24 protein-coding genes, 1 tRNA gene and 1 pseudogene are annotated in these 24,745 nt (G+C 68.4%); 10 read left to right on the top strand and 16 right to left on the bottom strand.

What is annotated here, in order from left to right:
• Window positions 1-103 precede the first annotated feature (103 nt).
• Window positions 104-684, top strand: a pseudogene (locus tag ABZ420_RS32060) (IS5 family transposase); the annotation flags it as partial.
• Between the two features lie 420 nt (window positions 685-1,104).
• On the opposite strand, the gene ABZ420_RS32065 reads toward ABZ420_RS32060, so the two are convergent.
• The 5 genes from ABZ420_RS32065 to ABZ420_RS32085 all read right to left on the bottom strand — a co-directional run bounded on the left by ABZ420_RS32065 (window position 1,105) and on the right by ABZ420_RS32085 (window position 5,680).
• Window positions 1,105-1,180, bottom strand: a tRNA-Ala gene (locus tag ABZ420_RS32065).
• Window positions 1,181-1,271: 91 nt separating this feature from the next.
• Window positions 1,272-2,390 carry a gephyrin-like molybdotransferase receptor GlpR gene (gene glpR / locus ABZ420_RS32070; RefSeq protein ID WP_357130797.1) on the bottom strand — a complete coding sequence of 373 codons (1,119 nt, stop codon included), beginning with the start codon at window positions 2,388-2,390 and terminating at the stop codon, window positions 1,272-1,274.
• 263 nt (window positions 2,391-2,653) lie between these two features.
• Entirely contained in the window at window positions 2,654-3,304 is a 651-nt protein-coding gene (locus ABZ420_RS32075) for a GNAT family protein (RefSeq protein WP_357130800.1), read from the bottom strand.
• Window positions 3,305-3,316: 12 nt separating this feature from the next.
• Window positions 3,317-4,573, bottom strand: coding sequence for a gephyrin-like molybdotransferase Glp (gene glp / locus ABZ420_RS32080; RefSeq protein WP_357130803.1), 1,257 nt, complete (start codon window positions 4,571-4,573; stop codon window positions 3,317-3,319).
• 150 nt (window positions 4,574-4,723) lie between these two features.
• Complete coding sequence (locus tag ABZ420_RS32085; protein ID WP_357130806.1) at window positions 4,724-5,680, bottom strand: UTP--glucose-1-phosphate uridylyltransferase; 957 nt, start codon at window positions 5,678-5,680, stop codon at window positions 4,724-4,726.
• Window positions 5,681-5,748: 68 nt separating this feature from the next.
• Between ABZ420_RS32085 and ABZ420_RS32090 the strand changes: the two genes are divergently transcribed.
• The 3 genes from ABZ420_RS32090 to ABZ420_RS32100 all read left to right on the top strand — a co-directional run bounded on the left by ABZ420_RS32090 (window position 5,749) and on the right by ABZ420_RS32100 (window position 7,486).
• Complete coding sequence (locus ABZ420_RS32090) at window positions 5,749-6,357, top strand: 5-formyltetrahydrofolate cyclo-ligase (protein WP_357130809.1); 609 nt, start codon at window positions 5,749-5,751, stop codon at window positions 6,355-6,357.
• 69 nt (window positions 6,358-6,426) lie between these two features.
• On the top strand, window positions 6,427-6,732 hold the full coding sequence (locus tag ABZ420_RS32095; protein ID WP_083864045.1) for an FmdB family zinc ribbon protein: 306 nt from the start codon (window positions 6,427-6,429) through the stop codon (window positions 6,730-6,732).
• 88 nt (window positions 6,733-6,820) lie between these two features.
• Window positions 6,821-7,486: an SAF domain-containing protein gene (locus ABZ420_RS32100; RefSeq protein ID WP_357130812.1), complete on the top strand. Its 666-nt coding sequence runs from the start codon at window positions 6,821-6,823 to the stop codon at window positions 7,484-7,486.
• A 170-nt stretch (window positions 7,487-7,656) separates the two neighbouring features.
• Here the strand turns inward: ABZ420_RS32100 and ABZ420_RS32105 are convergent, their stop codons facing one another.
• The 8 genes from ABZ420_RS32105 to ABZ420_RS32140 all read right to left on the bottom strand — a co-directional run bounded on the left by ABZ420_RS32105 (window position 7,657) and on the right by ABZ420_RS32140 (window position 15,858).
• Window positions 7,657-8,328, bottom strand: coding sequence for an MspA family porin (locus tag ABZ420_RS32105; RefSeq protein WP_357035687.1), 672 nt, complete (start codon window positions 8,326-8,328; stop codon window positions 7,657-7,659).
• A 67-nt stretch (window positions 8,329-8,395) separates the two neighbouring features.
• Window positions 8,396-9,070, bottom strand: coding sequence for an MspA family porin (locus tag ABZ420_RS32110; protein ID WP_357130815.1), 675 nt, complete (start codon window positions 9,068-9,070; stop codon window positions 8,396-8,398).
• Between the two features lie 322 nt (window positions 9,071-9,392).
• Entirely contained in the window at window positions 9,393-10,064 is a 672-nt protein-coding gene (locus tag ABZ420_RS32115; RefSeq protein WP_357130817.1) for an MspA family porin, read from the bottom strand.
• Window positions 10,065-10,129: 65 nt separating this feature from the next.
• Window positions 10,130-10,804 carry an MspA family porin gene (locus ABZ420_RS32120; RefSeq protein ID WP_357130820.1) on the bottom strand — a complete coding sequence of 225 codons (675 nt, stop codon included), beginning with the start codon at window positions 10,802-10,804 and terminating at the stop codon, window positions 10,130-10,132.
• Between the two features lie 690 nt (window positions 10,805-11,494).
• Window positions 11,495-11,989, bottom strand: coding sequence for a MogA/MoaB family molybdenum cofactor biosynthesis protein (locus ABZ420_RS32125; protein WP_181719529.1), 495 nt, complete (start codon window positions 11,987-11,989; stop codon window positions 11,495-11,497).
• Window positions 11,990-12,090: 101 nt separating this feature from the next.
• Window positions 12,091-13,464, bottom strand: a complete 1,374-nt coding sequence (locus tag ABZ420_RS32130) for a trypsin-like peptidase domain-containing protein (protein WP_357130823.1) — start codon at window positions 13,462-13,464, stop codon at window positions 12,091-12,093.
• Between the two features lie 242 nt (window positions 13,465-13,706).
• A complete protein-coding gene (locus ABZ420_RS32135) occupies window positions 13,707-15,092 on the bottom strand; it encodes a HAMP domain-containing sensor histidine kinase (protein ID WP_357130913.1) in 1,386 nt (461 codons plus the stop codon).
• A gap of 79 nt (window positions 15,093-15,171) precedes the next feature.
• Window positions 15,172-15,858 carry a response regulator transcription factor gene (locus ABZ420_RS32140; protein ID WP_062977293.1) on the bottom strand — a complete coding sequence of 229 codons (687 nt, stop codon included), beginning with the start codon at window positions 15,856-15,858 and terminating at the stop codon, window positions 15,172-15,174.
• Window positions 15,859-16,214: 356 nt separating this feature from the next.
• Between ABZ420_RS32140 and ABZ420_RS32145 the strand changes: the two genes are divergently transcribed.
• The 6 genes from ABZ420_RS32145 (at window position 16,215) to ABZ420_RS32170 (ending at window position 22,425) form a co-directional block, all read left to right on the top strand.
• Window positions 16,215-18,980, top strand: coding sequence for an ATP-binding protein (locus tag ABZ420_RS32145; RefSeq protein WP_357130826.1), 2,766 nt, complete (start codon window positions 16,215-16,217; stop codon window positions 18,978-18,980).
• Window positions 18,977-19,387 (top strand): roadblock/LC7 domain-containing protein, encoded by a 411-nt coding sequence (locus ABZ420_RS32150; RefSeq protein ID WP_039801134.1) that lies wholly within the window; start codon window positions 18,977-18,979, stop codon window positions 19,385-19,387. Before ABZ420_RS32145 ends, ABZ420_RS32150 begins: the two co-directional genes overlap by 4 nt.
• 7 nt (window positions 19,388-19,394) lie before the next feature.
• Window positions 19,395-19,766 carry a DUF742 domain-containing protein gene (locus ABZ420_RS32155; protein ID WP_040782732.1) on the top strand — a complete coding sequence of 124 codons (372 nt, stop codon included), beginning with the start codon at window positions 19,395-19,397 and terminating at the stop codon, window positions 19,764-19,766.
• A 100-nt stretch (window positions 19,767-19,866) separates the two neighbouring features.
• Window positions 19,867-20,424 carry an ATP/GTP-binding protein gene (locus tag ABZ420_RS32160; RefSeq protein ID WP_040870011.1) on the top strand — a complete coding sequence of 186 codons (558 nt, stop codon included), beginning with the start codon at window positions 19,867-19,869 and terminating at the stop codon, window positions 20,422-20,424.
• Entirely contained in the window at window positions 20,417-21,217 is an 801-nt protein-coding gene (locus tag ABZ420_RS32165; protein WP_357130829.1) for an MHYT domain-containing protein, read from the top strand. Before ABZ420_RS32160 ends, ABZ420_RS32165 begins: the two co-directional genes overlap by 8 nt.
• A 158-nt stretch (window positions 21,218-21,375) precedes the next feature.
• The gene (locus ABZ420_RS32170) at window positions 21,376-22,425 is read left to right on the top strand and encodes a DUF1906 domain-containing protein (RefSeq protein ID WP_357130832.1); all 1,050 of its coding nucleotides are present in this window, start codon (window positions 21,376-21,378) and stop codon (window positions 22,423-22,425) included.
• 475 nt (window positions 22,426-22,900) lie between these two features.
• On the opposite strand, the gene rpmF is transcribed toward ABZ420_RS32170, so the two are convergent.
• Genes rpmF through ABZ420_RS32185 form a run of 3 tightly spaced genes read right to left on the bottom strand, consistent with a single transcriptional unit; the run spans window position 22,901 to window position 24,673 of the window.
• Complete coding sequence (rpmF, locus tag ABZ420_RS32175; RefSeq protein WP_040869869.1) at window positions 22,901-23,074, bottom strand: 50S ribosomal protein L32; 174 nt, start codon at window positions 23,072-23,074, stop codon at window positions 22,901-22,903.
• A 1-nt stretch (window position 23,075) separates the two neighbouring features.
• Window positions 23,076-23,336: a type B 50S ribosomal protein L31 gene (locus tag ABZ420_RS32180; RefSeq protein WP_040869871.1), complete on the bottom strand. Its 261-nt coding sequence runs from the start codon at window positions 23,334-23,336 to the stop codon at window positions 23,076-23,078.
• Window positions 23,333-24,673 (bottom strand): GTP-binding protein, encoded by a 1,341-nt coding sequence (locus ABZ420_RS32185; RefSeq protein ID WP_357130834.1) that lies wholly within the window; start codon window positions 24,671-24,673, stop codon window positions 23,333-23,335. The genes ABZ420_RS32180 and ABZ420_RS32185 overlap by 4 nt, the downstream gene beginning before the upstream one ends.
• Window positions 24,674-24,745 lie beyond the last annotated feature (72 nt).

Below are 24,745 nucleotides of genomic sequence, written 5' to 3' on the forward strand. Positions count from 1 at the left end.
TCGGTCGTATACGACCGACGTTTACGAGGAGGCACAGCAAACATCCTTACCAGCAGAACCATCGATCCTGCTAACTCGGTGTCCACTACCCGGGGTGAACCTCAGCCGCGTCTGGCGCCGGTTACACAAGGCTGTTCTCGACGAGCTAGGAAGCCAAGGCTTGATCGACTGGTCGCGTGCAGTAATCGACGCGGCGTCGGTGCGGGCGAAAAAAGGGGACCCATGACCGGGCCGAGCCCGGTCGATCGAGGCAAGACCGGATCGAAGATCCACGTGCTCTCCGATCGTGCGGGAATTCCTCTGGCTGTGGGTATTTCGGCTGCGAACACCAACGACGCCGAAGCATTGAAACCGCTCGTGATGGCGGTCCCCGCCGTGCGATCGCGGCGCGGCCCACGCCGACGCAGGCCCGCCAAGTTGCACGCCGACAAGGCCTACGACACCGCCGACCTGCGACGATGGGTGCACGGTCGAGGCATCGCGGTCCGGATCGCACGCAAAGGCATCGAGTCCTCCAAGCGGCTCGGCCGCCACCGATGGGTCATTGAGCGCACCATTTCCTGGCTGACCGGCTACCACCGGCTCAACATCCGCTACGACCGCAAAGCCACACACTTCCTCGGCTTCCTCACACTCGCTGCGACACTGACCTGCTACAAGAAGCTGACGAAATCAGCGACATGAGACACGGTCTTAGAGCCAGGCGGCGCAGCGGCTGGATCGGAAACATCTTCAGGATCAGCTCGAGAGACTGGAGACCAAGGAATCGAGCCCCATCGAACTGGCTGAGGACGGCGCGATACCGAAAGCTCGGATCAAAACCCGCCTGAGGGAGATCCCGCGCACACGGGAGAAACTGACGGCCGAGCCGGGCCAGGTGGCCGAGAATCTGAACGCTGGTGTGGAGTACATCACCGCATGCTGTAGATCACCGGACATGAGCTACAACCGGCATCGGCCGAGTTGAATGCCGTACAAGCCGGAGCTACGGCCGTGCAGCGAGGTGAAGAACCCAGCCGCGATGCTGGCAAAGTGTGCTGAAGCGGCACTTGCCGCAAAAAGAACTCGCCACCCGAAGAGGTGGCGAGTCGCTGAAAGACCTTTTGGTGGAGCTAAGGGGAATCGAACCCCTGACCTTCTCGATGCGAACGAGACGCGCTACCAACTGCGCTATAGCCCCGTGCGGTTCCGGGGAACCGCGCTGTGACACTGTATCAGGCCATCCGCCCAGACTCCGAATCGGTGCCCTGACCTGCGGGAACAGGTGGGGGCTATGCGCCGGCGGCGCGGCGCATGTCGCCGTTGGCGCGGGTGCGCAGGGCGCGGGCGGTGGCGGGGTCGAAGGGGTCGAGGTGGGCGAACATGGGGTCTTCGTCGTCGGGCTCGACCAGGGTGGAGCGGCGGCGCAGGGCGCGGGCGGTGTCGCGGTCCATGGTGCCGTGTGAGGCGCGGGCTCGACGGGCGTGCGGATCGGCCTCGTCCTGGTGGCCACGGTTGAGGCGGGCGGCGCGCCTGCGGCGGATCTCCTCCTCCATCCGCACCTGCTTGCGCAGGTAGGCCAGGTAGGTCACCAGCACGGTGGCGGCGAGCCCGCAGGCCCACCACAGCAAGGGGGTGAGAACCAAGGCGAGCGCGCCGGAGAGGATGGCGGTGAGCAGCAGGCCGAGCACCGCGCGCTGCCGGAAGGTGTAGCGGGCCGCGCGCGCGATGGCGTCGGCCTCGGGGTCGTAACCGCCCCGGCCACGACGGCTGGGGACGAAATCCTGTTCCGCCGAGCCTCCGCCGTCGTAGTCGTCGTACTCGTCGTAGTCCACGCGCGCGGGCGCGGTGGAGCGCGCAGGCGGGATTCTGGCCGCGACCGTCTCGGGGTGGTATGCGCCCACGCCGCCATCATCGGTCTCCGCGTCGATCTTCGCAGCGACTTCGGCGGCTTCGTCGTCGTCCGACTGCTCGCCGACCGACTCGGCCTCGTCCGACTCGGCCTCCTCCGGCTCCACCTCGTCCGGTGCGTCGGTCCCGAAGTCGTCGGTCTCGGTGTCGTCCGTTTCGGCGTCAGCGATGTCGGATGCCGCGACGTCGTCGGCCGCGGGCATGTTCTCCTCGTCGGTCTCGGTGACGGGCTCGTCGGCCGGTGTCGTCATCCGGTCCTCCGCATCATCGCTGTGGGGATACTTCCTCGGTACGCGGCGAGGCCGCCAGTTGGGATCGGTTTCGTGCCCGGCGGCCGGGCCTTTCCGGAGACGTCGTTTGCCTCCGCCGCGATGCAGGACCCTGGTCGCCAGCGCGGCATCGGTGGTCCGGCGGATTCTCGGGTGGCGATCGGCGAGAATCGGGAACAGGACGAAGACCCAGAGCACGACCAGCCCGATCCACAGGATCGAATTCGGCATCGCGTCAGCACCTCCGTCCCGCCTGGGGTTTTGTCCGGCTCGGCCCGCGAGCGGTTCGTCACACGCTCCGCCCTCGGCCGGCCCCCGTCCGACGCAGCGGCGCGGACGCCGGTCCCCTCGCAGGCTCTGTGCCGATGACGCAAGACGCACCATCGACGTCCGTAGGCTAATTCCGGGTAGCACCAAGTTCCGGCAGGCGCGCCGTGCACATCCGCCACACCTGTCACATTTCCACCAATGTCACCGCGGCCGCATGGCCGGATCTACAGCAGGGTGACGCGCCCCTCTCGCACCAGCCGGTCCAGGACCGTTCCGGCCGGCTCCTCGACGGTTATGCCGACCAGCAGGTGATCCCGCCAGGCGCCGTCCACGTCGAGGTAGCGCCGTAGCAGTCCCTCTTCCCGGAAACCGACATTGCGCAGCACCGCCTGGCTGGCCAGATTCTCCGGCCGGACGGTCGCCTCGACCCGATGCAGACCGACCGGCCCGAAGCAGTGGTCGAGGCCCAACGCCAACGCCGCCGTCGCGACACCCTGCCCGCTGAGATCCTTGGCCACCCAGTAGCCGATCCATGCCGAGCGCAGGGCGCCGCGCACGATATTGCCCACGGTCAGCTGCCCGCTGAACACGCCGTCGACTTCGATCACCAACGGGATCATCGCGCCGCGCCTGGCTTCCGCCTTGAGACTCGACCACAGCGACGGCCAATTGGAGGCGTGGTTGCGCGCCTCCCACGACCCGCGTCCGGTCGGCTCCCACGGCTCCAGATGCGCTCTGTCGCGCAAGCGGATCCGGCTCCAGGCCGCCGCATCGCGCAGCCGCACCGGACGCAAGGTCACCTTTCCCGCGGCTGCCCGGACCGGGCCCAGTCGCGCGGGCCACCCCGGATGCTGCGTGGCCCGGAAGACATTCATCGCGTCCACGTCTCAGCCACGCTGTGCGAGAAAGGCGACCTGGACTTCGTCACCGGTACGGATCTCGGTGTCGTCCGGGTCGATCACGATCAAGCTGTTCGCCTCGGCGAGCGTGGCGAGCAGGTGCGAGGAGGAGTTCCCGTTGCCGAGCGGCTGTACGAGGTATTCACCGGTCGCTTCGTCCCGCATGAGCTGCGCGCGCAGGTATCCCTTGCGCCCGGCCATGGAACTGATCGGGGTGATGGTCCGCGCGTTGATGATCCGGCGCATCGGTTGCCTGCGCCCCAACGCGATTCGGATCAAGGGCCGCACCATCACCTCGAACACCACCAGCGCACCCACCGGATTGGACGGAAGCAGGAAAGTCGGCACCTCGTCGCGGCCGAGCCGGCCGAAGCCCTGCACGGAACCGGGATGCATGGCCACGCGCGTGATTTCGAGCTCGCCGAGCCCTTCCAGCGCCTCCCTGACCTGCTCGGAGGCCCAGCCGCCGACCGCGCCCGCGATGACGACCACCTCGGAGCGCACCAACTGCCCCTCGACCACGTCGCGCAACCGGCGCGGATCGGAACCGACGATGCCGACGCGATTCACGTCCGCGCCGGCATCGCGCGCGGCCGCGGCCAGCGCGTAGGAGTTCACATCGTACACCTGGCCGGGGCCGGGCGTCCGATCGATATCGATCAGTTCGCCGCCCACCGAGAGCACCGATAGTCGCGGGCGCGGATGCACCAGCACTTTGTCTTGACCGACCGCCGCGAGCAGACCGACTTGCGCGGCGCCGATGATGGTCCCCGCCCGCACCGCGACGTCACCCGGCTGGACGTCGTCGCCGATGCGCCGCACGTAATCGCCGGAGCGCACCGGTTCGTACACCTTGATTCTGGCCCGGCCGCCGTCGGTGAAATCCAGCGGAAGCACCGCGTCGGCGAGCGTCGGCATCGGCGCGCCGGTGTCCACCCGGACGGTCTGGCGCGGTTGCAAGCGGATCGGCTGACGCGAACCGGCGACAACCTCGCCGACCACCGGGAGGGTCAGGTCGACGAGGTCGCCCGCTTCGTCGCGGATGTCGGCCCCGGCGGAAGCCACGTCGACGCTGCGCACGGCGTAACCGTCGATGGCGGCCTGATCGAAGCCGGGCAACGGCCGCTCGGTGACGACGTCCTCGGCGCACAGCAGGCCCTGGGCCTCGGAAATCGCGACCCGGACCGGCCGGGGCGCGACCGCCGCGGCGGTCACCTTGATCTGCTGATCCTCAACCGAGCGCATCCAGCCCTTCCTGATCCTCTCCGCACTCCATCCGGTCTCGCCTGCACGGGCACGCGCGATCCCGCCGCGGCGCAAGCGCATTCGCGCGCACCGCGGTGACCATCATTCGTACCCGACGGTCCACGCTCGGCGAAACCCCCGGCCGGTCCCTCAGTCGTCGGTCGTCAGCTGCGGATCCCAGTCCGGACCGAGGCGGTACTGCAACCACTCGCGCAGGGCGGGGCCGTATTCCTCTCGTTCCAATGCGAAATCGACCGCAGCACGAAGATAACCGCCCGGGTTGCCCAAATCGTGGCGCGACCCACGGTGCACCACCACATGAACCGGATGTCCCTCGGCGATCAGCAGTGCGATCGCGTCGGTGAGTTGCAGTTCGCCGCCCGCACCGGGCTCGATGCGGCGCAGCGCGTCGAAGATCGCGCGGTCCAGCAGATACCGGCCCGCGGCCGCGAACGTCGACGGCGCGTCGGCGAGCGCGGGCTTCTCCACCATTCCCTTGACCCGCAGCACGTTCGGGTTCACCGCGTCCGGCACCGGCGCGACGTCGAACACGCCGTAGGCGCTGACCTCGTCCTTGGGTACGTCGATGGCGCACAGCACCGTTCCGCCGCGCTTGCGGCGCACCCGGCACATCACGTCGAGCACACCGCGGGGCAGAACCAGGTCGTCGGGCAGCAGGACGGCGATGACGTCCTCGTCGTCGTCGAGGGCCCGCTCGGCCTGGGCCACGGCGTGCCCGAGCCCGAGCGGCTCCTCCTGCACCACCGAGGTCACATCGAGCAGTCCCGGCGCCTTGCGCACCTTCTCCAGCAGCTTGAACTTGCCGCGCTCTTCCAGCGTGCTCTCCAGCACCAAGTCCTCGACGAAGTGCGCGACCACGCCGTCTTTGCCCGGGGAGGTGACGATCACCAGGCGCTCGGCGCCTGATCCGGCCGCCTCGGCGGCGACCAGCTCGATGCCCGGGGTGTCCACCACCGGGAGAAGTTCTTTGGGCACCGTCTTGGTCGCGGGCAGGAACCGTGTTCCGAGCCCGGCCGCGGGCACCACGGCCGTGCGGAAGCACGACTCCGCCGGGGCGCCACCGGGCTGTCCGGACTTTGCTGTCATACGCATACCCTATCCATCCATCACGCCGCCGGATCGGCGTCGAGCCGACCCGGTCCCGGGGTGAGCCTATGGTGATCACTGTGGAGATGCCCGGCGAGCGCGATAAACATGCATGGCGCATCGAACTACTCGCCCGGCGCGCTGTGATGAGCGCCACGGAGCGCGAAAAGGAAGCGTTCGCCCTGGCCACGGCGATGGACACCCTGCAAGCCCAGGGGTGGGTCTGCGCCTACGTACCGGTGGCGGGTGAACCGGGATCGACGGCGATGCTGGACGCGCTGCTGGCCGGTGGCGCGCGGATACTCCTGCCGGTCACCGGGCCGCCGGGACCGTTGAGCTGGGCCGAATACACCGGCGCGGACGCGCTGCGGCGGGCCCGCTACGGCTTGCTGGAACCCACCGGCGCTGTGCTGCCGCCGGACGCCGTGATCCGGGCCGATCTGATCATGGTCCCCGCCCTCGCGGTGGACTTGCGCGGCGTGCGGCTGGGTCGCGGCGCGGGCTACTACGACCGCACGCTGCCCGCCGCGCGTCCGGACGCGCGGCTGGTCGCGGTGGTCCGGGACGACGAGCTGGTCGACCGGCTGCCCGAGGAGCCGCACGACCGGCGCATGGGCTGGGCGCTCACGCCACGGGGCGGCCTGCGCCGCTTGGGCGACCATTACGCTGGGGAATGAAACACCGATTGGCGGTGTTGGCACTGTCGGCTGTAGAGTGCCAGATCGACGAACACCGCGGAGGATCCTGTGCCTACTTACTCGTATGCGTGCACCCAGTGTGACAACCGCTTCGACATCGTTCAGTCCTTCACGGACGAGGCGCTGACGGTGTGCTCGGAGTGCTCCGGCAAGCTGCGCAAGCTGTTCAACTCGGTCGGCATCGTCTTCAAGGGCAGCGGCTTCTACCGCACCGACAGCCGGGGCGGCTCCACGACCGCCAGCGAGCCGGCCAAGTCCGACAGCGGTTCGAGTTCCTCTTCCGACTCCGGGTCGTCGAGTTCCGGGTCGTCGAGCGGGTCCACCGCATCCACCAGCACTGCCGTGGCCAGCTGATTCGACGGTTTTTCCACAGCCAGTCAGCTATCCACAGCCCACCGTGATCCCGGCCGGGTGAGTGCGCGTCCGGCCATAGGATCCGGCCATGACTCGTGCATTCGCCGACCTCGGCCGCGGCGGCTGGAATCCGGCCGGGTGGCAGCGACCGCCCTGGGCCGACGCCGCGCTCGCCCGACGGCTGCTCGCGGCCGCGCTCGCCGCCCTCGCGGTCTTGCTCTTCCTTCGCGGTGACCCGGATACCGAACGCACGACGGTCCTCGTCGCGGGCCGGGATCTGGCGCCGGGACGACTCCTCGAAGCAGGTGACCTACGCCCCGCACCACGCGAAGCGGGCACGCTGCCCGCGGGTGCGGTCGCCGATCCCGCCGTGCTCGTCGGCGCGACGCTGACCGGCGCCATGCGGCAGGGAGAGGTCTTCACCGATCTACGCGTCGTCGGCCCGCGTTTGGCCGCGGCGGCGACCGGCGCGCGCGAGGCGCGCATCGTGCCCATCCGTCTCGCCGACACGGCGGTCGCCGACATCTTGCGCGCGGGTGATCGCGTGGACGTGATCGGCGCCGAAGACGCGAACGGCCCCGGCACCCGTCCCGCCCGCACCCTCGCCACCGATTCCGCCGTCATTCTCGTCGCCGGCGCGGGTGACGGACGCGCAGCCGCGGAACGCGTGGTGTTGGTGGCGATGGACGCCGAGCACGCTACCGCCGTGGCCGGGGCGTCACTGCGCACCGCGCTCACCGTCGTCTTCCACTGACCCGTCGACTGCTTCGCCGAAGAACCACACTGCGAGGTGCTGATTCAGATTCACGATCTGCACCGAGAGCCGGACCGCGCAGGGTGGGCGGAACTCACTTCACGTGCGCCGCAAGCGAAACGGGCCCGTCATCGACAGGCCCGTTCGCCTTGCGCGCGTTACTTTCCGGCTCAGCCGAGGCTGAAAGGCGCTCCCCACAACGTCACCCAGGTGATCACGTTGTCGGTCTCCACCTCGACGCTGACGAAGGCCCGCGCCTGGGCGTAGCCTCCGCAACCGTTGAGACCGATGGTCTCATCGGCCCACGTCACCGAACCGGACGTGCCCTTGAACGCATTACGGGTCTTGTGCGTCTCGTTACCGAAATCATCCGCCTGCTCCAAATCGAGCACATAGAACGACTTCGACTGCCCCGGACCCAGGGACAGATTGCCGCCCGAGTTGGCGCCGACGCCACCGGTGACGTTCTGCCCGTCGCTCCAGTCCACATTGCCGTCCACACCACCCGTGGCACCGCCACCGGCGATGTTCACCTGGCAGCCGACTGTGTAGCCCGGGAAGATCTTGCCGCCTGCCGAGCCCGACAAGTCCACTTGTGCGCTACCGGACACCCATGCGTTGCGGTGCAAGGGTGTAGCGCCCATGGACGGACTGATGGTCGCGGACTCGCCGACCAGGCGAATGGTCACGACGGTGCCGTCCGACAGCGTCTTGGTCAGCTCCCCGCCCGGCAGCGGGACGAAGGTGTCGGCGTTCGCCGCACCCGTGGAGAGCAGACCTACCGCGATGGCCGCGGACGCGCACAGCCCGGCCGCGCGCGCCAGTTTTTTACGATCGAACATGATGGTAATTCCCCTAAAGAATCGAGTTCGTTTCAGCGAAAAGAGATTTGATGGATCCGACCCGCGTTCAGCCGATGCTGAACGGCATCCCGTAGAGGGTGGTCTTCGAGTAGTGATCGCCGATGATCTCGACGACCGTGTACGAACGCGCCTGCGCGTAACCCGCGCAGCCCTGGACCTCGATCTCGGCATCCTGATACTCCACCGAGTACACACCCGGCTTCAGAATGTCCTTGTAATCGATCTGAACGAACTTGACCTCACCGGGACCGAGGTTGACACCGATCGAACCACCGGCGCTCGCGCCGCTGAGGTTCACACTGCCCGACACACCCGCCGAAATCGCGTCGTCGGCGATGCTGACCTGGCAGCCGACGATGTAACCGGTGCTCAACTGCGACGCACCGTGCGTGGACGAATTATTCGTTCCCGGATTCCCGGTCGGCCCGTTGTTCGGGCCGATTTCGCCTTCCGGCGTCACCGCGACATCCGCGATGGCATTCCCCGACACCCACACGACACGGCCGGCACCGTTCGCGGCGAGGGATGGGGAGATCAGGGCGCGCTCGCCCGTACGGGCGATGTTCACGCCAGGGCCTGCCTTGTGGCCGTCCGGCAACGGCACGAAGGTATCGGCGTCGGCGGCGCCGGTCGAGAACAGACCGGTGGCCACGGTCGCCACGGCGGCGGCGCCCGCGACGCGGACGCCTCGAGACAGACCGTTGATGCGGTACTTGCTCATGTTTTTCCTCATCAGGTTGCATCCGCCCGCCCCAGGGTGTCGAGGCGGACTGTCCCTCCAAAGCCGACGGCGCGCTCGGTGGAATGTGCTGTCCACCAGACGATCCGCCGACCATCGCGTCATCGAGCGATCTCGGACGAAACAATGCTATTCGGTATCAACCAGACTTTTCCGGAAATTCGGGCAATTCGTCACGCGACGTCAACGATCCGGCTAGGATCGCGCCGACTTGCGGCGCAATGGAATTCATGACGAAATGGACCCGCCGCGATACGAGGGGTCCATTTCATCAATGGCTACGGGTTTTTCACCCGTAGTTCACTCAGCCGAGGCTGAAAGGCTGTCCCCACAACGTCACCCAGGTGATGACATTGTCGGTCTCGACTTCGACGCTGACGAAAGCGCGCGCCTGGGCGTAGCCTCCGCAACCATTCAGACCGATGGTCTCATCGGCCCACGTCACCGAACCGGATGTGCCCTTGAACGCATTCCGGGTCTTGTGCGTCTCGTTACCGAAATCGTCGGCCTGCTCCAGATCGAGTACATAGAACGACTTCGCCTGGCCGGGGCCGAGCGAGAGGTTGCCGCCGGAGTTGGCGCCGACGCCGCCGGTGACGTTCTGCCCGTCGCTCCAGTCGACGTCACCGTCGACGCCACCGGTGGCTCCGCCACCGGCGATGTTCACCTGGCAGCCGACGGTGTAGCCCGGGAAGATCTTGCCACCTGCCGAGCCCGACAGCTCGACCTGCGCGCTACCCGAGACCCACGCGTTGCGGTGCAGCGGCGTCGCGCCCATGGACGGGTTGATGTTCGCCGACTCGCCGACCAGGCGAATGGTCACGACGGTGCCATCCGACAGCGTCTTGGTCAGCTCCCCGCCCGGCAGCGGGACGAAGGTGTCGGCGTTCGCCGCACCCGTGGAGAACAGGCCCATGGCAATGGTGGCAGCGGCGCCGACGCCGGCCATCCGCGCCAGGTTCTTACGGTTGATCATGGTTGGTATCCCTCGAGGGTTGAGTCCGCTTCAGCGGGAGGATGGTTCGTTGGAGTCGACAGACGTCAGCCGATGCTGAACGGCATCCCGTAGAGGGTGGTCTTCGAGTAGTGATCGCCGATGATCTCGACGACCGTGTACGAACGCGCCTGCGCGTAACCCGCGCAGCCCTGGATCTGAATCTCGGCATCCTGGTACTCGACGGAATACACACCCGGCTTGAGGATGTCCTTGTAATCGATCTGAACGAACTTGACCTCACCGGGACCGAGGTTGACACCGATCGAACCGCCCGCGCTCGCGCCGCTGAGGTTCACACTGCCCGACACACCCGCGGAGATGGCGTCGTCGGCGATGCTGACCTGGCAGCCGACGATGTAGCCGGTGCTCAGCTGCGACGCACCGTGCGTCGAGGAGTTGTTGGTTCCGGGGTTTCCGGTCGGACCGTTGTTGGGGCCGATCTCACCGTCCGGCGTCACGGTGACGTCGGCGACCGCGTTGCCCGATACCCAGACCACGCGACCGGCGCCGTTGGCAGCCAGCGACGGCGAAATCAGGGCCCGCTCTCCGTTCCGGGTGATCGTCACGCCCGGCCCCACCTTCTGGCCGTCCGGCAACGGCACGAAGGTATCGGCATCGGCGGCACCGGTCGAAAGCAGGCCCAGGGCAACGGCCGCGGCAGCGCCCGCGCCCGCGACGCGGGCACCGCGGCGCAGACCTTTGGTGCGGTTCTCGCTCATACTTCCCCTCATCAGGTTCAAACAGTCAACCTCGACCATCGAGGCTGGACAGTGGTCCTCTCAGGCCCAGCTCAGTGTGTCGCTCCTTTGTTGCCGGTGTGTAACCGGTTGTTATTTCGGCGCAACGGACTTGCTGGTAACGGAACCGAGCCAGGTTCCGCCGAACGGCTCCATGCGTGCCGGTACCCGCGCCTGCGGGGCCCGATTGCGAGTGGCTCGATGGGGAGATTAAACGTTTTATAACGGCGCTCGCAACGTAACGTTTCGTAAAGTTCAAGGTGACCTGCATCACACTTGCGCACATTTGAATATGGCTTGACGTGCATAAATGCCGAATCGCTACAGCCGGCCGGGATGAGTGAGCAGATCGCGACACAGGAGCGCCAGGGCCCGGATACGGGACGGGGCCGTAATGATCGCGCCGGTATTACTTCCGCGCAGAAATGATCACTGGCCGGTTACAAACCTGGCGGGATTGATTACGTAGCTACTACGTAGATAACGGTCAGCCGTGATGCGGGGGAATCTGGGCGCGCAGCCAGTCGTCGGCGGACCGGACGTCGTCGCGCTCGTCGCGCTCGTCCGCGGTGGTCTCGGGCAGAGTGTCGCCGAAGATCTTCGCCAAGCGCGCGGCATCCCTCGCCCGGCGCGCCGCCGGGCGAGGGTTCTCAGGGGGTGTGGGGGCGGTGATTACTCCACCAATCCGGACAGCTCACCGATCACCCGGCTCGCGAGCGGGCCGAGCGTCGCCATGCCGTCCCGAATGGCGGAACGGGTGCCGGGCAGGTTGACCACCAGGGTGCTTCCGGACACGCCTGCGACACCACGGGAAAGCCCGGCGTCCAGCGAACCGGCCACCCGGCCGGAGGACCGCAGCGCTTCGCTGATTCCCGGCAACTCGCGGTCGAGCACCTGTGAGGTGGCCTCCGGTGTCACGTCGCGCGGGGACATGCCCGTGCCGCCGACGGAGATCACCAGATCGACGCCGCCGATCACCGCGGTATTGAGTGCGTTGCGAATTTCCACCTCGTCGGCCTGCACCGACACCGACGCGTCCACGAGGAAACCCGCCTCGGTGAGCAGCTCGGTGACCAGCGGACCGAGCGAGTCAATACCTCCATGCGCCGTTCGATCGTCGACGACAACCACCAGAGCACGCCCCGCCACAGGAGCATCGATTTCCATGGTGCTCACCGTAGCGCCTGCGTCCAGCAACTCGGCGGCCGCGCCGAGAACGTCGGCGTCCACATCGATCTCCGGGCCGCGCCCGCCGGGCACCAGGCGCATCACCGGCCGCCGTCCGCGGGCGCGCCGGAGAGAGTCACCTCGACGGTCTTGGGGTTGTTGCCTTGCGCGTCGGTATAAGTGACTTTCACCTTGTCTCCTGGCTGATGCGAGCGAACCGCGGCGACGAGCGCGTTCCCGGAATCGATCGGGCGGTCGTCGAGCTTCGTCACCACAGCCCCCGGCGGGATGCCCGCGCGTGCCGCGGGACCATCCGGCGTGACGTCGCGAACCTGCGCGCCGGAAACCTGTTGGGCCGGGTCCTGCTGACGCGACACCGTGATGCCGACCTGGGCGTAGGTGGCCTTGCCGGTCTTGATCAGTTCGTCGGCGACGCGGCGCGCCTGGTCGACGGGGATCGCGAAGCCGAGTCCGATCGACCCGGTCTGGCCGCCCGCCGCCTCGGTGGGCCCGAGCGTCGCGATGGCCGTGTTGATACCGATGAGCTTGCCACTGCCGTCCACCAGCGCGCCGCCCGAGTTGCCCGGGTTGATCGCCGCATCCGTCTGGATCGCGTCGATCACGGGGCTGACCGCCGCGGCGGGGTCGCTACCGTCACCGCTGGTTACGACGGGCCGGTTCAGCGACGACACGATGCCGGTGGTGACCGTGCCCGCCAGCCCGAGCGGCGAGCCGATCGCGACGACGGGCTGGCCGACCTGCAGATTCGCCGAGGTACCCAGCTCGATGGGGGTCAGACCGCTCTTTCCGGACGCCTTGATGACGGCCAGGTCGGAGACCGGATCGGCGCCGACCAGCGTCGCGGGCGCGCTGCTGCCGTCGGAGAACACGACCTCCATCTTGGCGCTCGGCCCGCCGCCCGCGGCCACGTGATTGTTGGTCAGGATCAGGCCGTCGGAGGACAGGACCACCCCCGAGCCCTCGCCCTCGGCCTTACTGCTGGCCACCTTGATCATCACCACGCTGGGCAGCACCTTCTGAGCGACCGCTTGGGTGGAGCCGGCCGGAGCGTTGACGGCATTGCTCACGTTCGGCCTGGGAGCGTCCAAGGCGTTGGTGGCCGGGGCGCGACCCTCGTCGCCGTGCGTGACCAGCGCGCCGACCGCACCGCCGACGCCACCGCTGACCAGCGCGAGGGCGACGGCGCCTGCGGCCAGGCCCGCGCGGAACGGACGCCGCGGCGGGGCGGGCGGGGCGCCATAGGCCGGGCCGTGCGGTCGAGTGGGGTCATTCGGCGGACCGAAGGACGCCGGATATCCCTGGAACGGCGCGGCCGGATGTTGCTGCGGCGGGTACTGCGCGGTGGGATGCGGCGTTTCCTGCGGACCGTAACCGGCGGCATGCGCGTTCCCCGGCCCGAACGGGCCCGCGGCCTGCGGGCCCGGCTCCCGGCGATCCTTCGAATCCTCGGTCATGGACTCCTCGTTTCTCCTCGCGTCCCGACCAGGTTGGCCACGGCGACTGAGAGCGGACTGAGACCGCGCTTTCAGTTTTCCGAGAGCTGTGCGGCCGGTACTGCGATAGAACCACTGACTACTTCATGTCTCAAATTCTGCGGCAAACCAATCGGAGCAATCGAAATACCCGGCCGACGATGAATATTTCGCACAGCACTCGACATTCTGTCGGAAATGGACTTCCGTCGCCCGGTATTGCGTCAATCGGACACCGGCGCGCCCGGCTCGCCGGGCAACACGATGCGGACAACGGCGCCGCCGCGTTGCGAGGTATCGATCGCGATGGTGCCGCCGTGTTTTGTCACCACCTGCTTGACGATCGCCAGACCGAGGCCGGAGCCCGGCATCGATCGCGACGACATGACGCGATAGAAACGCTCGAACACCAGCTCGCGTTCCGCCGCCGGAATACCGGGACCCGCGTCATCGATGGACAGCTCGAGCAGGCCCGGGCCGCTCTCCCGCATGAGGATGCGCACCTGCGCCCTGGCCGGGCTCCACTTGGCCGCGTTGTCCAGCACGTTCAGCACCGCGCGCTCCAAGCCCGCCTCGTGCCCGTAGACGAACCACGGGCGCAGATCGGCGACGAACTCGATGCCGGTGCGGCGGCGGCGGGCGCGTTCGAGTGCGCGTTCCACCACCTCGCCCAGATCCACGCGCTCGTAGACGGTTTCCGGCGCGTCCTCGCGCGCGAGATCCACCAGATCGCCCACCAGGGTCGACAACTCCTCGATCTGGGCCATCACGTCGGCGCGCAGTCCGGCCATGTCCTCGTCCGGGATACGGGGAGCGCCGGGACGGCCCGAAGCGATGAGCAACTCCATGTTGGTCCGCAGCGACGTCAGCGGCGTACGCAGTTCGTGTCCGGCGTCGGCGACCAGCCTGCGCTGCCGATCGCGCGACTCGGTCAGCGCGCGCAGCATGGTGTTGAAACTTTCTGTGAGCCTTGCCAGTTCGTCGTCACCGGTGACCGGGATCGGAGTCAGGTCGTCGGTGCGGGCGACGCGCTCGGTGGCCGCCGTCAGCCGCGCGATGGGCCGCAGACCCGTCCGCCCGACCGCCGTGCCCGCCGCGGCGGCCAGCACGACGCCGCAGCCGCCGACCACGAACAGCAGCCAGGCGAGCCGGTCGAGTACCTCCCTGGTGCGGTCCAGCCGCTGGGAGATGACCAGCGTCGCACCCGAGTTGGTGTAGACCGCCAGCACGCGCTGGTTGCCGTCGGTGCGCAACGACGAACTCCGCTCGCCGCGCGCCACGGCCAGCTCCTGGTTCCCGACCGGCGGATCGGTGGATTGCGGGGGAAGCCAGCGCCGGAGGTCGGGATAGATCAGCGCGATGCCGGTGTCGTCGTAGAAGGCCGCGGCGACCATCAGATTCAGGTTGTTGAACCCGTACGGGTTGCTGGCGATCACGGCCGTGGAACGGCTGCGCAGCTGGGCGTCCACGTCGGCGTACAACGCGCGCGCCACCAGCGCGTAGGCCGCGATCGATGTGACCGCCACCGCGATCGCCACGACGGAGGCGGCCAGCAGCGTCACCCGCCAGCGCAGCGAGACCGACCGCGTCAGCGGCATGGGCGGCCGCATGTCCGCGGGCTCGGGCGGACGTTGGCCGAGTGCGGCGACGGCGGGGCGTCTGGGTGTGGTGCGTGCCATATCCCTGGACCTACGGTGGCGTTTCACGCAGCACATAGCCCACGCCGCGCACCGTGTGAATCAGCCGCGGCTCGCCTTCGGCCTCGGTTTTGCGGCGCAGATAACCGATGTAGACCTCGAGCGCGTTTCCCGAGGTCGGGAAATCGTAGCCCCAGACTTCCTCGAGAATGCGGCTACGGGTCAGCACCCGGCGCGGGTTCGCCATCAGCATTTCCAGCAGTGAGAACTCGGTGCGGGTGAGACTGATCGGCCGGGCGCCTCGGGACACCTCGCGGGTCACCGGATCGAGCGACAGATCAGCGAACTTCATTTCCTCCGATGCCTCACCCGGACCCGCGGTCGTCCGCCGCAGCAGCGCGCGCAGCCTGGCCAGCAGCTCTTCCAGCGCGAAAGGCTTCGGCAAATAGTCGTCCGCCCCGGCATCCAGCCCCGCGACCCGCTCCGATACCGAATCTCGCGCGGTGAGAACCAGAATCGGCAAATCATCGCCGGTGCTGCGCAGACGGCGGCAGACCTCGAGCCCGTCGAGCCGGGGCATCATGACGTCCAGGACGAGTGCGTCGGGTCGCTGGACAGTTGCCTTCTCCAGCGCGTCCACACCGTCCACCGCGAGATCGACGGAGTAGCCGTTGAACGTCAGCGACCGGCGCAGCGATTCCCGGACCGCCCGATCGTCGTCGACCACTAGAATGCGCATGCCCCCAGTTTGACCGCACCGACTGAGAGGTAACTGAGAGGGCGCTCTCGACACGCCGTGGCGCACACCCGCCAGAACCCCCGGCGCGTCGCCCGCGTCAACCCGGGTGACCAGGCTCTTCCAGGGCCCCGCCGAGAAGTTGACGCGTCCCTTACGCATTCCACCGCGAAACACGTTCTCTATAGCCATATTCGGTAAATTGAAGACCGACTCCCCCGGATTGCCGATGACCCCTCTGCACGGTATGTTCCGTGCGGTAAAAAAGAAGACCTCTAGTTGGTTCTTTGCGGGTTGAATCAATACCGAACAGCCACGCGCGCCCGAGGTCACTGGTGAAGCGGAGGCGACGGAAGCGGATGGAAGCTGCACCGCGGTCCTGGCAATTCAGCCTGTCGAACTGGTCGGTCACCCGCAAGGTTGGCGTGGTGCTGGTGCTTCCGGTGCTGCTGGCCACCGTCTTCGCCGTGCTCCGAATCAACAACGAACTGCGTACCATGGCGCAGTTGGACGCGGCGACCGAACAGGCGATCATCATCCGGCCGATCGTCAAGTTCGGCTCGGCCACCGAGCAACTCGGCGTCACCGCGACCGCCACCTGGGGCAATACCGCGGACCCGCAGACCGACGCGGCGCTGACGAAGTTCGACCAGGCCCTGGCCGAACTGGAAGGCGCCTTGCAGACCACCAAGGTCAGCGGCCGGGTCACCTCCGAACTCGCCTCGGCCATCGCCACCGGCACCACGATGCGCAACAGCCTGCGCAACGGCTCGCCCGCCATGGTCGGCGAGCAGTCCGACGAGATCATGGTCCGCATCGGCAACGCGCTCGCGCTGTCGCCGTCGGTGGACGACCTGGTCATCCAGCGGTACTTCCTCCAGCTGGCGTCGGTGCAGACCGCCCGGCGGGTACTCACCCAGCAGCGCATGCTGATCGGCTCGCCGGACGCGGGCCGCAACCCGAGCGTGCGGCCGCGCGTGCTGGTCGCGGCGGGCGCCGAGATCACGATGATCTACCAGTACGCGCAGATCCTGCCGGACTACGCGGGCAATATGCGCCCGCTGCTGGACGCGGTGCAGACCCGTCTGGGCACCTTCAGCCAGAACGTCGCCGATCCGGCGTCCAACCCGGCCGTCATCGACTCGCTCCTGATCAGCTCGGACACCTACGAGAAGACCACCGCGCAGCTGATCGACACCATTGATGCCGCGCTGGCCGCCCGCACCACCGAAGCACAGGCCGGTGCGCTGCGCGAGACGACGATCGTCATCGGCATGCTGCTCGCGGGCCTGGCGCTGGCCCTCTCGGTGGCGCGCACCCTGGTCGTCCCGGTCCGCCGCCTGCGGCGGGACGCGCTCGAGGTCGCGCACATCAAGCTGCCCGACGAGCTGGCCGTGGTGCGCGCGGGCGGCACCACTCCCGAGATCACCCCGGTCGCCGTGCACACCACCGACGAGATCGGCCAGCTGGCCCGGGCCGTGGACGAGATCCACGAACAGGCGCTCAACCTCGCCGCCGACCAGGCCCGCTTGCGCCTGCAGATCGGGAACATGTTCGAAACCCTGTCCCGCCGCAGCCAATCGCTGGTCGAGCAGCAGCTGGCGCTGATCGAGGACCTCGAGCACGACGAGGACGACACCGACCGGCTGCAGAGCCTCTTCCGCCTCGACCACCTGGCCACCCGCATGCGCCGCAACGGCGACAACCTGCTGGTGCTCGCCGGTACCGCGCTGCGCCGCGGCCAGCTGCACCCGGTGCCGCTGTCGGACATGCTGTGGAGCGCGGTCTCCCAGGTCGAGGACTACCAGCGCGTCGAGATCGGCGCGGTGCCCGACGGCATCGTGGCGGGCGAGCCCGCCGTCGACATCGAGCACCTGCTCGCCGAGTTGATCGACAACGCGCTGCGCTACTCGCCGCCGACCACGCCGGTCACGGTGATGGTTTCGCGCGCGGTGGACGGCGGCTACCTGATCGAGATCACCGACCGCGGCCTCGGCATGTCGCTGGAGGACCTGCAGACGACCAACGACCGGCTCGCCTCCGGTGGTGAGGTGACGGTCGAGACCGCGCGCCGCATGGGCCTGTTCGTCGTCGGACGGCTGGCCAAGCGCCACACCATCACGGTCAGCCTGCGGCGCACGTCCACGATGGCGCAGCAGCCGGGCATCACCGCCAGCGTGCACCTGCCCGGCGCGCTGGTCGCGCCGCCCATGGACGTCACCGACCCGGCGGGCAAGCCGCTCGACCTGACCGCCGAGCATCACCTGCCCCCGCACGTCACGCCGCCCACCGGTGCGCACCCGCGCAACCTGGTTCCGGTGCCGAGCCTGCCGCAGCGCGACACCGCGCGTTTCGGCGTGACGAGTTCCGGCTTGCCGCAGCGTCGTCCGGCCATCCGCGTGGCCGATGCCCCCGACCAGCCCACGGTCTCCACACCGGTAGGCCGGGCGGTCAACCCGGCGGATCAGCCGCCCACCCAGCCGTGGCCGGTGCTCACACCGCGCACCGACGACCGCACCCCGACCGGTCCGTTCGCCCCGGTGACGCCCACCACCGGTGAACACGCCGTCGAACGGGAGCAGAAGCCGGCGCACACCGATCTGTGGGCCGAGGTGAAGGACGACGAGCCGGCGACCGGCCCCACGCCGACCGTGCCGAGCCAAGCGCCCGCGCCGCAGACCACCGCGCGATCCGGTCTTCCGATCCGGAAGCCCGCCGCACCCGTCGACCCGCCGCAGGAGGTGGCACCGGAACCCGCGACGGTGACCTCCTCCCGGCTACAGCCGGTCGCCGGAGCGTCCCCGACCCCGATCTATCAGCGCATGGTCTCGGAATGGCTGGTCGAGCCCTCGACTTCGCAATCGCCGGAAAGCTCGTGGTCCTCGCCTGGTGACGCGGGCTGGCTGGCCGCCGAGGATGCGAGTCATCCGACCACCACCGCGCGCACCGTCGGCGGGCTGCCGATCCGCAGGCCGGGCGCCCAGCTGGTGCCGGGCGGCCTGGCGCCGGTGGACGACGCGGGCCCGCGTGATCCGGAAGAAATTCGCAACAACCTGACCAGGCATCTCAGTGGGGTCCGCAGCGGGCGGGCCAATGCGCAGTACAACGACGGAGGGCTTGCATGACCAACGCGAACAACAGCACCACAGACGAGAATCTGAACTGGCTGGTCGCCCGCTTCACCCGCGATGTGCCCGGCGTGTCCCATGCGGTGCTGGTATCGGCGGACGGCTTGCTGCAGGCCACCAGTCCGCATCTGCCCAGCGATCGCGCCGAACAGCTCTCCGCCGTCACCGCCGGGCTCGCCAGCCTCTCCATGGGCGCGGCCTCGCTGTTCGACGGCGGCAAGGTGATGCAGTCGATCGTGGAGATGCAGCGCGGCTACCTGCTGGTGATGAGTGTCGGCAACGGCTCGCATCTGGCCGTGCTGGCGAACAAGTCGCATGACATCGGCCGCATCGGCTACGAGATGGCACTGCTCGTCGATCGGGTGGGTTCGGTGGTCACCGCGACCGCGCGCACCGCTGTCTGAGCGTGAGATGTCCAACCCATACGGCCCCGGACCACGCCCGACAACGCGCGTCCGGCCCTACGCCCTGACCTCGGGGCGTACCGAACCCGCGATCGACCTGCCATTGGAGGCGGTCATCGAAACCTTGTCGTACACTGCACATCTCGACTGGCCGACCGGCGATATCCGTACCGAGATACTCCGGCTCGGCACGCACCGCCTGTCGGTCGCGGAGATCGCGGCACATCTGGACCGGCCGCTCGGCATGGTCCGGGTGGTGATCGGCGACCTCGTCGTCGATGGCACCATGCGCGTGCATTCGACCCTGACCGAAGAGGCGAGCTATGACGAGCGCCGTTCCCTGATGGAGAGGACATTGCGTGGACTCCGCGCCCTATAGGAATCTGGGGCCCAGTGGACATCCCGGGCCAAGTGCGAATCTCGGACCGGGAAACGCCCCCGGACCGGACGGCTTCGAGAATCGGGTCGCTTCGACGAAGATCGTCGTCGCGGGCGGCTTCGGCGCGGGCAAGACCACCTTCGTCGGCGCGGTGTCGGAGATCGTTCCGCTGCGCACCGAGGCGATGGTGACCCGATACTCCGACGGCATCGACGATCTCGCCGAGACGCCCGAGAAGGAGACGACCACCGTCGCCATGGACTTCGGCCGGATCATCCTGCCGGGCAACCTGGTGCTCTACCTGTTCGGGACGCCGGGTCAACGGCGGTTCTGGTTCATGTGGGACGACCTGATCCGTGGCGCGATCGGCGCGGTGGTGCTGATCGACACCCGGCGGCTGGAGGACAGCTTCGCCGCGGTCGACTTCTTCGAGGCACGCAAGCTGCCGTTCCTGATCGCGGTCAACCGCTTCCCGGACGCGCCGCGCTTCCCCATCGCGGAGCTGCGCGAGGCGCTGTCGGTGCGCGAGGGCGTGCCGATCGTGGACATCGACGCGCGCAACGCGATGGAGGTGCGTCAAGCGCTCGCCGCGGTCACCGAGTACGCGATCGCTCAGCTGAAGGCCAGCGAGCTGGAAGGGACCGCCCGCCATGCGTGAGGTCGCGGTGCTGGCCGCAGGCGGGGCGTCCGTCGACCAGTTCGCCCTCGGATACTGGATGATCGCGCTCTCGCTGGGCATCTCGGTGCTCGGTGCGGTGGTCGGTCTCGCCTGCATCGTGCACGGCGCGCGCTCGGTGCAGTTCCGGCTCGTGTGGCTGGTCTCGGCGGCGATCTCGCTCGGCGGCGTCGGGGCGTGGCTGGCCACCTCGGTGGCCATGCTCGGCCTCAAAGTGCCCGGGAGCGCGATGCGGTACGACCCGGGCAGGCTGATCGCCGCCCTGGTGGTGTCCATCGCGGCCGTCTTCGCGGCGCTGCTGATCATCGGGCGCACCCCTCGGCTGACGCTGCTGCTGCCCGGCGGCTTGGTGCTCGGCCTCGGCATCGGTGTCACGCACTACCTCGGCATCGGCTCACTCGAGATCCAGGGGTCGGTCGGCGTGACGACCTGGCTGGCCGCCGTCTCCGCCGTGATCGGGGTGATCACCGCGACCGCGACGCTGTGGTTGTTCCAGACGATGCGCTTCCCGCTGGCCCGCGCCGCGACCGTGCTGCTGTTCGGCGTCGGCGTGTCCGCCACGTACTACACGGCGCTGTCCGCGCTGCATTTCGACGTGGACCGGACGGCGAAGGTGCCCGGCGGCGTCGAGCTGTTCGACTTCGTGTTCCCCATGTTCGTCATCGGCTTGCTGGCGTTGACCGTGCCGATCTCCGCGGTGCTGATCGCGCCGGATCGCCGTGAGCTGGCCGGCCCGCCGAAGGTGCGGCGGCCGAAGCTGCAACCCGTTCGCTGACCCGCGGTCGCCGACAACGGCGAATCACACGGCCCGCGGTTCGGACTCACGGCGCGGAACGGGGCTGTTCGACCGTTTCGCGCTGACCGATCCCCGCGGGCGGTGCGGATTCGGCGATGCCCCGGATTCACCAGCCCGGCCCACTTACAGTGGAGGCCATGCGTTTCGGTCTCGACTACGCCGCGGGACGTCCGGGGGGCGCGGCGATTCGGGCGGCGGGGTACGACTTCGTGGTGCGGTATCTGTCCGAGGGCGGCCCGAGCTTGCCCGGAAAGCTGCTCACCCCCGCCGAGGCGAACGATCTGCGGACGCACCGAATCTCGATCGTTTCGACTTGGGAGACCACGGCCGCGCGGATGCTGGACGGCTACGGTGCGGGCATCGTGGACGCGCGCGCGGCCCTCGCCCAGGTGCTGCGCTGCGGCGGCCGGGTGGACCGGCCGATCTATTTCTCGGCGGATTTCGACGCTTCGCAGCAGGATCAGCTACGCGTCAACGCCTATCTGGACGGTGCCGCGACCGTGCTCGGCCGCGCGAACGTCGGTATCTACGGCGGGTACTGGGCGGTCAGCCGCGCACTGGACGCGGGGTACGCGACGTGGGCATGGCAGACCGACGCGTGGTCGGGCACGAACGTGGAGACCAGACGCGCGATCCATCAGACGCTGCGCCAGGTGACGGTCGGCGGCGTGCTTTGTGACGTGAACGAGGCCGAGACGACCGATTTCGGCCAGTGGGATTTCGTGGGACGGGAGGATCCGGACGTGACGCCGGAACAAGAGGAAGTGCTGCGCGACATCCAGATTCAGCTGCGCGGACCCGGTTTGTCGGGCTGGCCGCAACTGGGCGCCGACGCGGACGGCCGGAATCGGACGCTGGTGGACGGATTGGCCGCGGCATTGGCGCGAATCGCCGCATTGGAGCGCGAATCCTCCGCATTGCGAACGCAAGTCGGCGAATTGCGCACCGAGATCAGCGAACTGGAGGCGACGACCGCCGAACTGACCGACCAGGTGGAACGTTGGAACGGGCGGCATTGGCCGTGGCCGCTGTCGCTGATCGAGGGTCCCGCAGCGCTGGTCGGCGAGCAGCTCGCGCGCTTGGAGGCCCTGCTACCGGACCTGCCCGGGCTGCCCGGACACGACGGTGGCGTTCGGCGCGCGCCGGGCGGTGACGACGGACCGGCGGCGTTGACCTCGAAAAACTGAGTCTCACACCGGCGCGACGATCGGAGCCGCCCAGACCGGTGGACGAGAGCGACTCGGGAGAGCGGAAACCGGCGAACAGCCCCGGAATTGGCGATGGACGGGTTCTCTTGGAAACCAAGAGAACCCGCCCTCGACGACGAGGGTACCGGTATCGGGCTGTGAGCGCACCATTTTCGGTGAACTTTTCCCCCGCGGAAAACCAACCATTGGTCCGGGATTCATCGCCTGGCTATCTGATCGCAATCGCTTCACGCGCAATAGTGCGACGTGATGCGGGACACATAGTTTGCTGTAAATTAGCCAACTTGTCTGATGGCTGGCGCGGAATTCTCCTCAGAAGGCAGCGACGTGGCCGTTTCCGGACGGTTGACCATCATCCTGCTCATCCGGAGCCCCATCGGCATCGGCCGAGCAATCGCCCGTCGACACCAGCGCTCGCGGCGAAGGGCTGCACGACGCTTTCGGCGCGTACCGCTCAGAGCTTCTCGACGTCGATCAACCCGCGCCGTACGGCCGCGACCAACCGGCGCGGCACCTTGTGCACGACACCCGCGACGGTCACCGGCACCAGATCCACGGGCGCGGCCTTCCAATTCGACCGGCGGCTGCGGGTGTTCGACCGCGACATCCTCCGCTTCGGTACCGCCATCTCAGGATTCCTTCCGTGCGCGCTTGCCGTACTTGCGTTCGAACTTCTCCACCCGCCCCTGGGTGTCCAGCACGCGGTGCGCACCGGTCCAGAACGGGTGCGAGTCGGCGGTGACGTCCACCGTCAGCAGCGGATAGGTGTTGCCGTCCGCCCACTCCACGGTGCGCGTGCCGGTGGCCGTGGACCGGGTGAGAAATCGCTTGCCGGTGTTCACGTCCTCGAAGACCACCAAGTGGTAGTCCGGGTGGATCCCTTTCTTCATTTCGCCTCTCCTCTCGGGCTTTTCGCGTCCTCTACGGGTTGTCCCGGTTGGTCGCCGCTCGCGCACGGGTCGGCGTGCCATTCCCCGAACGGGTCCTCCCACTGGGCGACTCGCTCCGGCGCACGCTCGACCAGCCGCAGTTCGTCGTCCTCCACCAGCGCCCAGTGCAGCGCTTCGCGGATCTCCGCCGGATCGGCGTCGTGCACGAGGATCGACAGCGAGACGTCCCGGTCCCCGAACCGCTCGTCCCAGCGCAGGGCGGCCATCGCGCGGCGCTCCGGATCGGTCTCGGCCAGTTCCTCTTCCGGCAGCGCGGCCAGCCAGCGCCCGGCACCGCCCACCCGCAGGCCGCCACCGGCGGATTCGAGCCACACCACCTCGTCGGGCTGGGTGGCCAGCCAGACGCGCCCGCGCGCGGTGACCACACCCTCGAGCAACACGTCGAGAGCCTGGTGCAGGCGGGCGGGATGGAAGGGCCGCGCCGCGGCGAACTCCACGAGTTCGACGCCGTAGTCACCGGTCAAGGGCGGTCGGCCACGCAGCAGCGGCGCGTGCGCGTCGAAGATCCTGCCGCGGCGCGAATCGGCGGGGATCCGCGTGAGCAGCGTTTCGGCCAGCGCGGGGGTGATGGAGTCCGGCTCGTCCACCCAGGCGATCGGCGCGCCGGGGATCAACCGGGCCAGAACGGCGGCGAGTTTGCCGCGGTCGACCGCCATGTCCGCGAGCAGCGCTTCGAGCGTGACGGCGCCCAAGGCGATGACGGCATCGGCGAAATCGACCTGTCCGACCGCGACCTGCGCCACCGTGCGGTCGTCGTCGGCGGCGGCGAGGCCGCGTTCGGCGAGCGTCTCGTCCCCCGTCGCGTCGGCGAGCCAGGCGCCCGCGTCCAAGCAGGTGACAACCGCGTCCACCCGCACGTCGCGCCCGGCCGGGCCGTCGACGCGGCCGTGCACGCCGGCGACCACGACATGCTCGATGGCCTGGCACACCGCTTCGGCCTCGAACGCCGGGTCCAGCGCCAGCACGATGCGATCCACCGATTCACGCTGGGAGAGCGTGCGCAACAGCGGAAGCAGATCCATCCGCAGCGTGCACGAGACGCAGCCGTGCGCGAGTTCGAGCACCGCCGAGGTCTCCCGCGTCGCGGTGCGCACCGTGCGGTGCACGATGCCTTCCCGCAGCTGGGTCAGATCGTGGCGGACCACGATGGTGCCCGGAGCCATGCCCAGCACCGCGGCCGCGCGATCGACGCCCGTCGCGGCGAGTCCCGCGAAACCGGCGAGCACCACCACGGGCGTTCTGCGGTCGAACTCGGGTGGGGAATCTGCCGCCGCCACCGGAACTCCTTTCAGTAACGATTTTCATTTGCTGTAAGGCAACGGTACATTGCTGGACAGCCGTTGTCGAAA

It is taken from the genome of Nocardia sp. NPDC005745 (assembly GCF_040630775.1).
GTDB lineage: Bacteria > Actinomycetota > Actinomycetes > Mycobacteriales > Mycobacteriaceae > Nocardia.

Bases quoted from the DNA above. Each gene is read 5' to 3' on its own strand.
- glpR (WP_357130797.1), bottom strand. From the start codon at position 2,390: ATGCCGAATTCGATCCTGTGGATCGGGCTGGTCGTGCTCTGGGTCTTC.
- ABZ420_RS32075 (WP_357130800.1), bottom strand. From the start codon at position 3,304: ATGAATGTCTTCCGGGCCACGCAGCATCCGGGGTGGCCCGCGCGACTG.
- glp (WP_357130803.1), bottom strand. From the start codon at position 4,573: ATGCGCTCGGTTGAGGATCAGCAGATCAAGGTGACCGCCGCGGCGGTC.
- ABZ420_RS32085 (WP_357130806.1), bottom strand. From the start codon at position 5,680: ATGACAGCAAAGTCCGGACAGCCCGGTGGCGCCCCGGCGGAGTCGTGC.
- ABZ420_RS32090 (WP_357130809.1), top strand. From the start codon at position 5,749: ATGGTGATCACTGTGGAGATGCCCGGCGAGCGCGATAAACATGCATGG.
- ABZ420_RS32100 (WP_357130812.1), top strand. From the start codon at position 6,821: ATGACTCGTGCATTCGCCGACCTCGGCCGCGGCGGCTGGAATCCGGCC.
- ABZ420_RS32105 (WP_357035687.1), bottom strand. From the start codon at position 8,328: ATGTTCGATCGTAAAAAACTGGCGCGCGCGGCCGGGCTGTGCGCGTCC.
- ABZ420_RS32110 (WP_357130815.1), bottom strand. From the start codon at position 9,070: ATGAGCAAGTACCGCATCAACGGTCTGTCTCGAGGCGTCCGCGTCGCG.
- ABZ420_RS32115 (WP_357130817.1), bottom strand. From the start codon at position 10,064: ATGATCAACCGTAAGAACCTGGCGCGGATGGCCGGCGTCGGCGCCGCT.
- ABZ420_RS32120 (WP_357130820.1), bottom strand. From the start codon at position 10,804: ATGAGCGAGAACCGCACCAAAGGTCTGCGCCGCGGTGCCCGCGTCGCG.
- ABZ420_RS32125 (WP_181719529.1), bottom strand. From the start codon at position 11,989: ATGGAAATCGATGCTCCTGTGGCGGGGCGTGCTCTGGTGGTTGTCGTC.
- ABZ420_RS32130 (WP_357130823.1), bottom strand. From the start codon at position 13,464: ATGACCGAGGATTCGAAGGATCGCCGGGAGCCGGGCCCGCAGGCCGCG.
- ABZ420_RS32135 (WP_357130913.1), bottom strand. From the start codon at position 15,092: ATGCGGCCGCCCATGCCGCTGACGCGGTCGGTCTCGCTGCGCTGGCGG.
- ABZ420_RS32140 (WP_062977293.1), bottom strand. From the start codon at position 15,858: ATGCGCATTCTAGTGGTCGACGACGATCGGGCGGTCCGGGAATCGCTG.
- ABZ420_RS32145 (WP_357130826.1), top strand. From the start codon at position 16,215: ATGGAAGCTGCACCGCGGTCCTGGCAATTCAGCCTGTCGAACTGGTCG.
- ABZ420_RS32150 (WP_039801134.1), top strand. From the start codon at position 18,977: ATGACCAACGCGAACAACAGCACCACAGACGAGAATCTGAACTGGCTG.
- ABZ420_RS32155 (WP_040782732.1), top strand. From the start codon at position 19,395: ATGTCCAACCCATACGGCCCCGGACCACGCCCGACAACGCGCGTCCGG.
- ABZ420_RS32165 (WP_357130829.1), top strand. From the start codon at position 20,417: ATGCGTGAGGTCGCGGTGCTGGCCGCAGGCGGGGCGTCCGTCGACCAG.
- ABZ420_RS32170 (WP_357130832.1), top strand. From the start codon at position 21,376: ATGCGTTTCGGTCTCGACTACGCCGCGGGACGTCCGGGGGGCGCGGCG.
- rpmF (WP_040869869.1), bottom strand. From the start codon at position 23,074: ATGGCGGTACCGAAGCGGAGGATGTCGCGGTCGAACACCCGCAGCCGC.
- ABZ420_RS32180 (WP_040869871.1), bottom strand. From the start codon at position 23,336: ATGAAGAAAGGGATCCACCCGGACTACCACTTGGTGGTCTTCGAGGAC.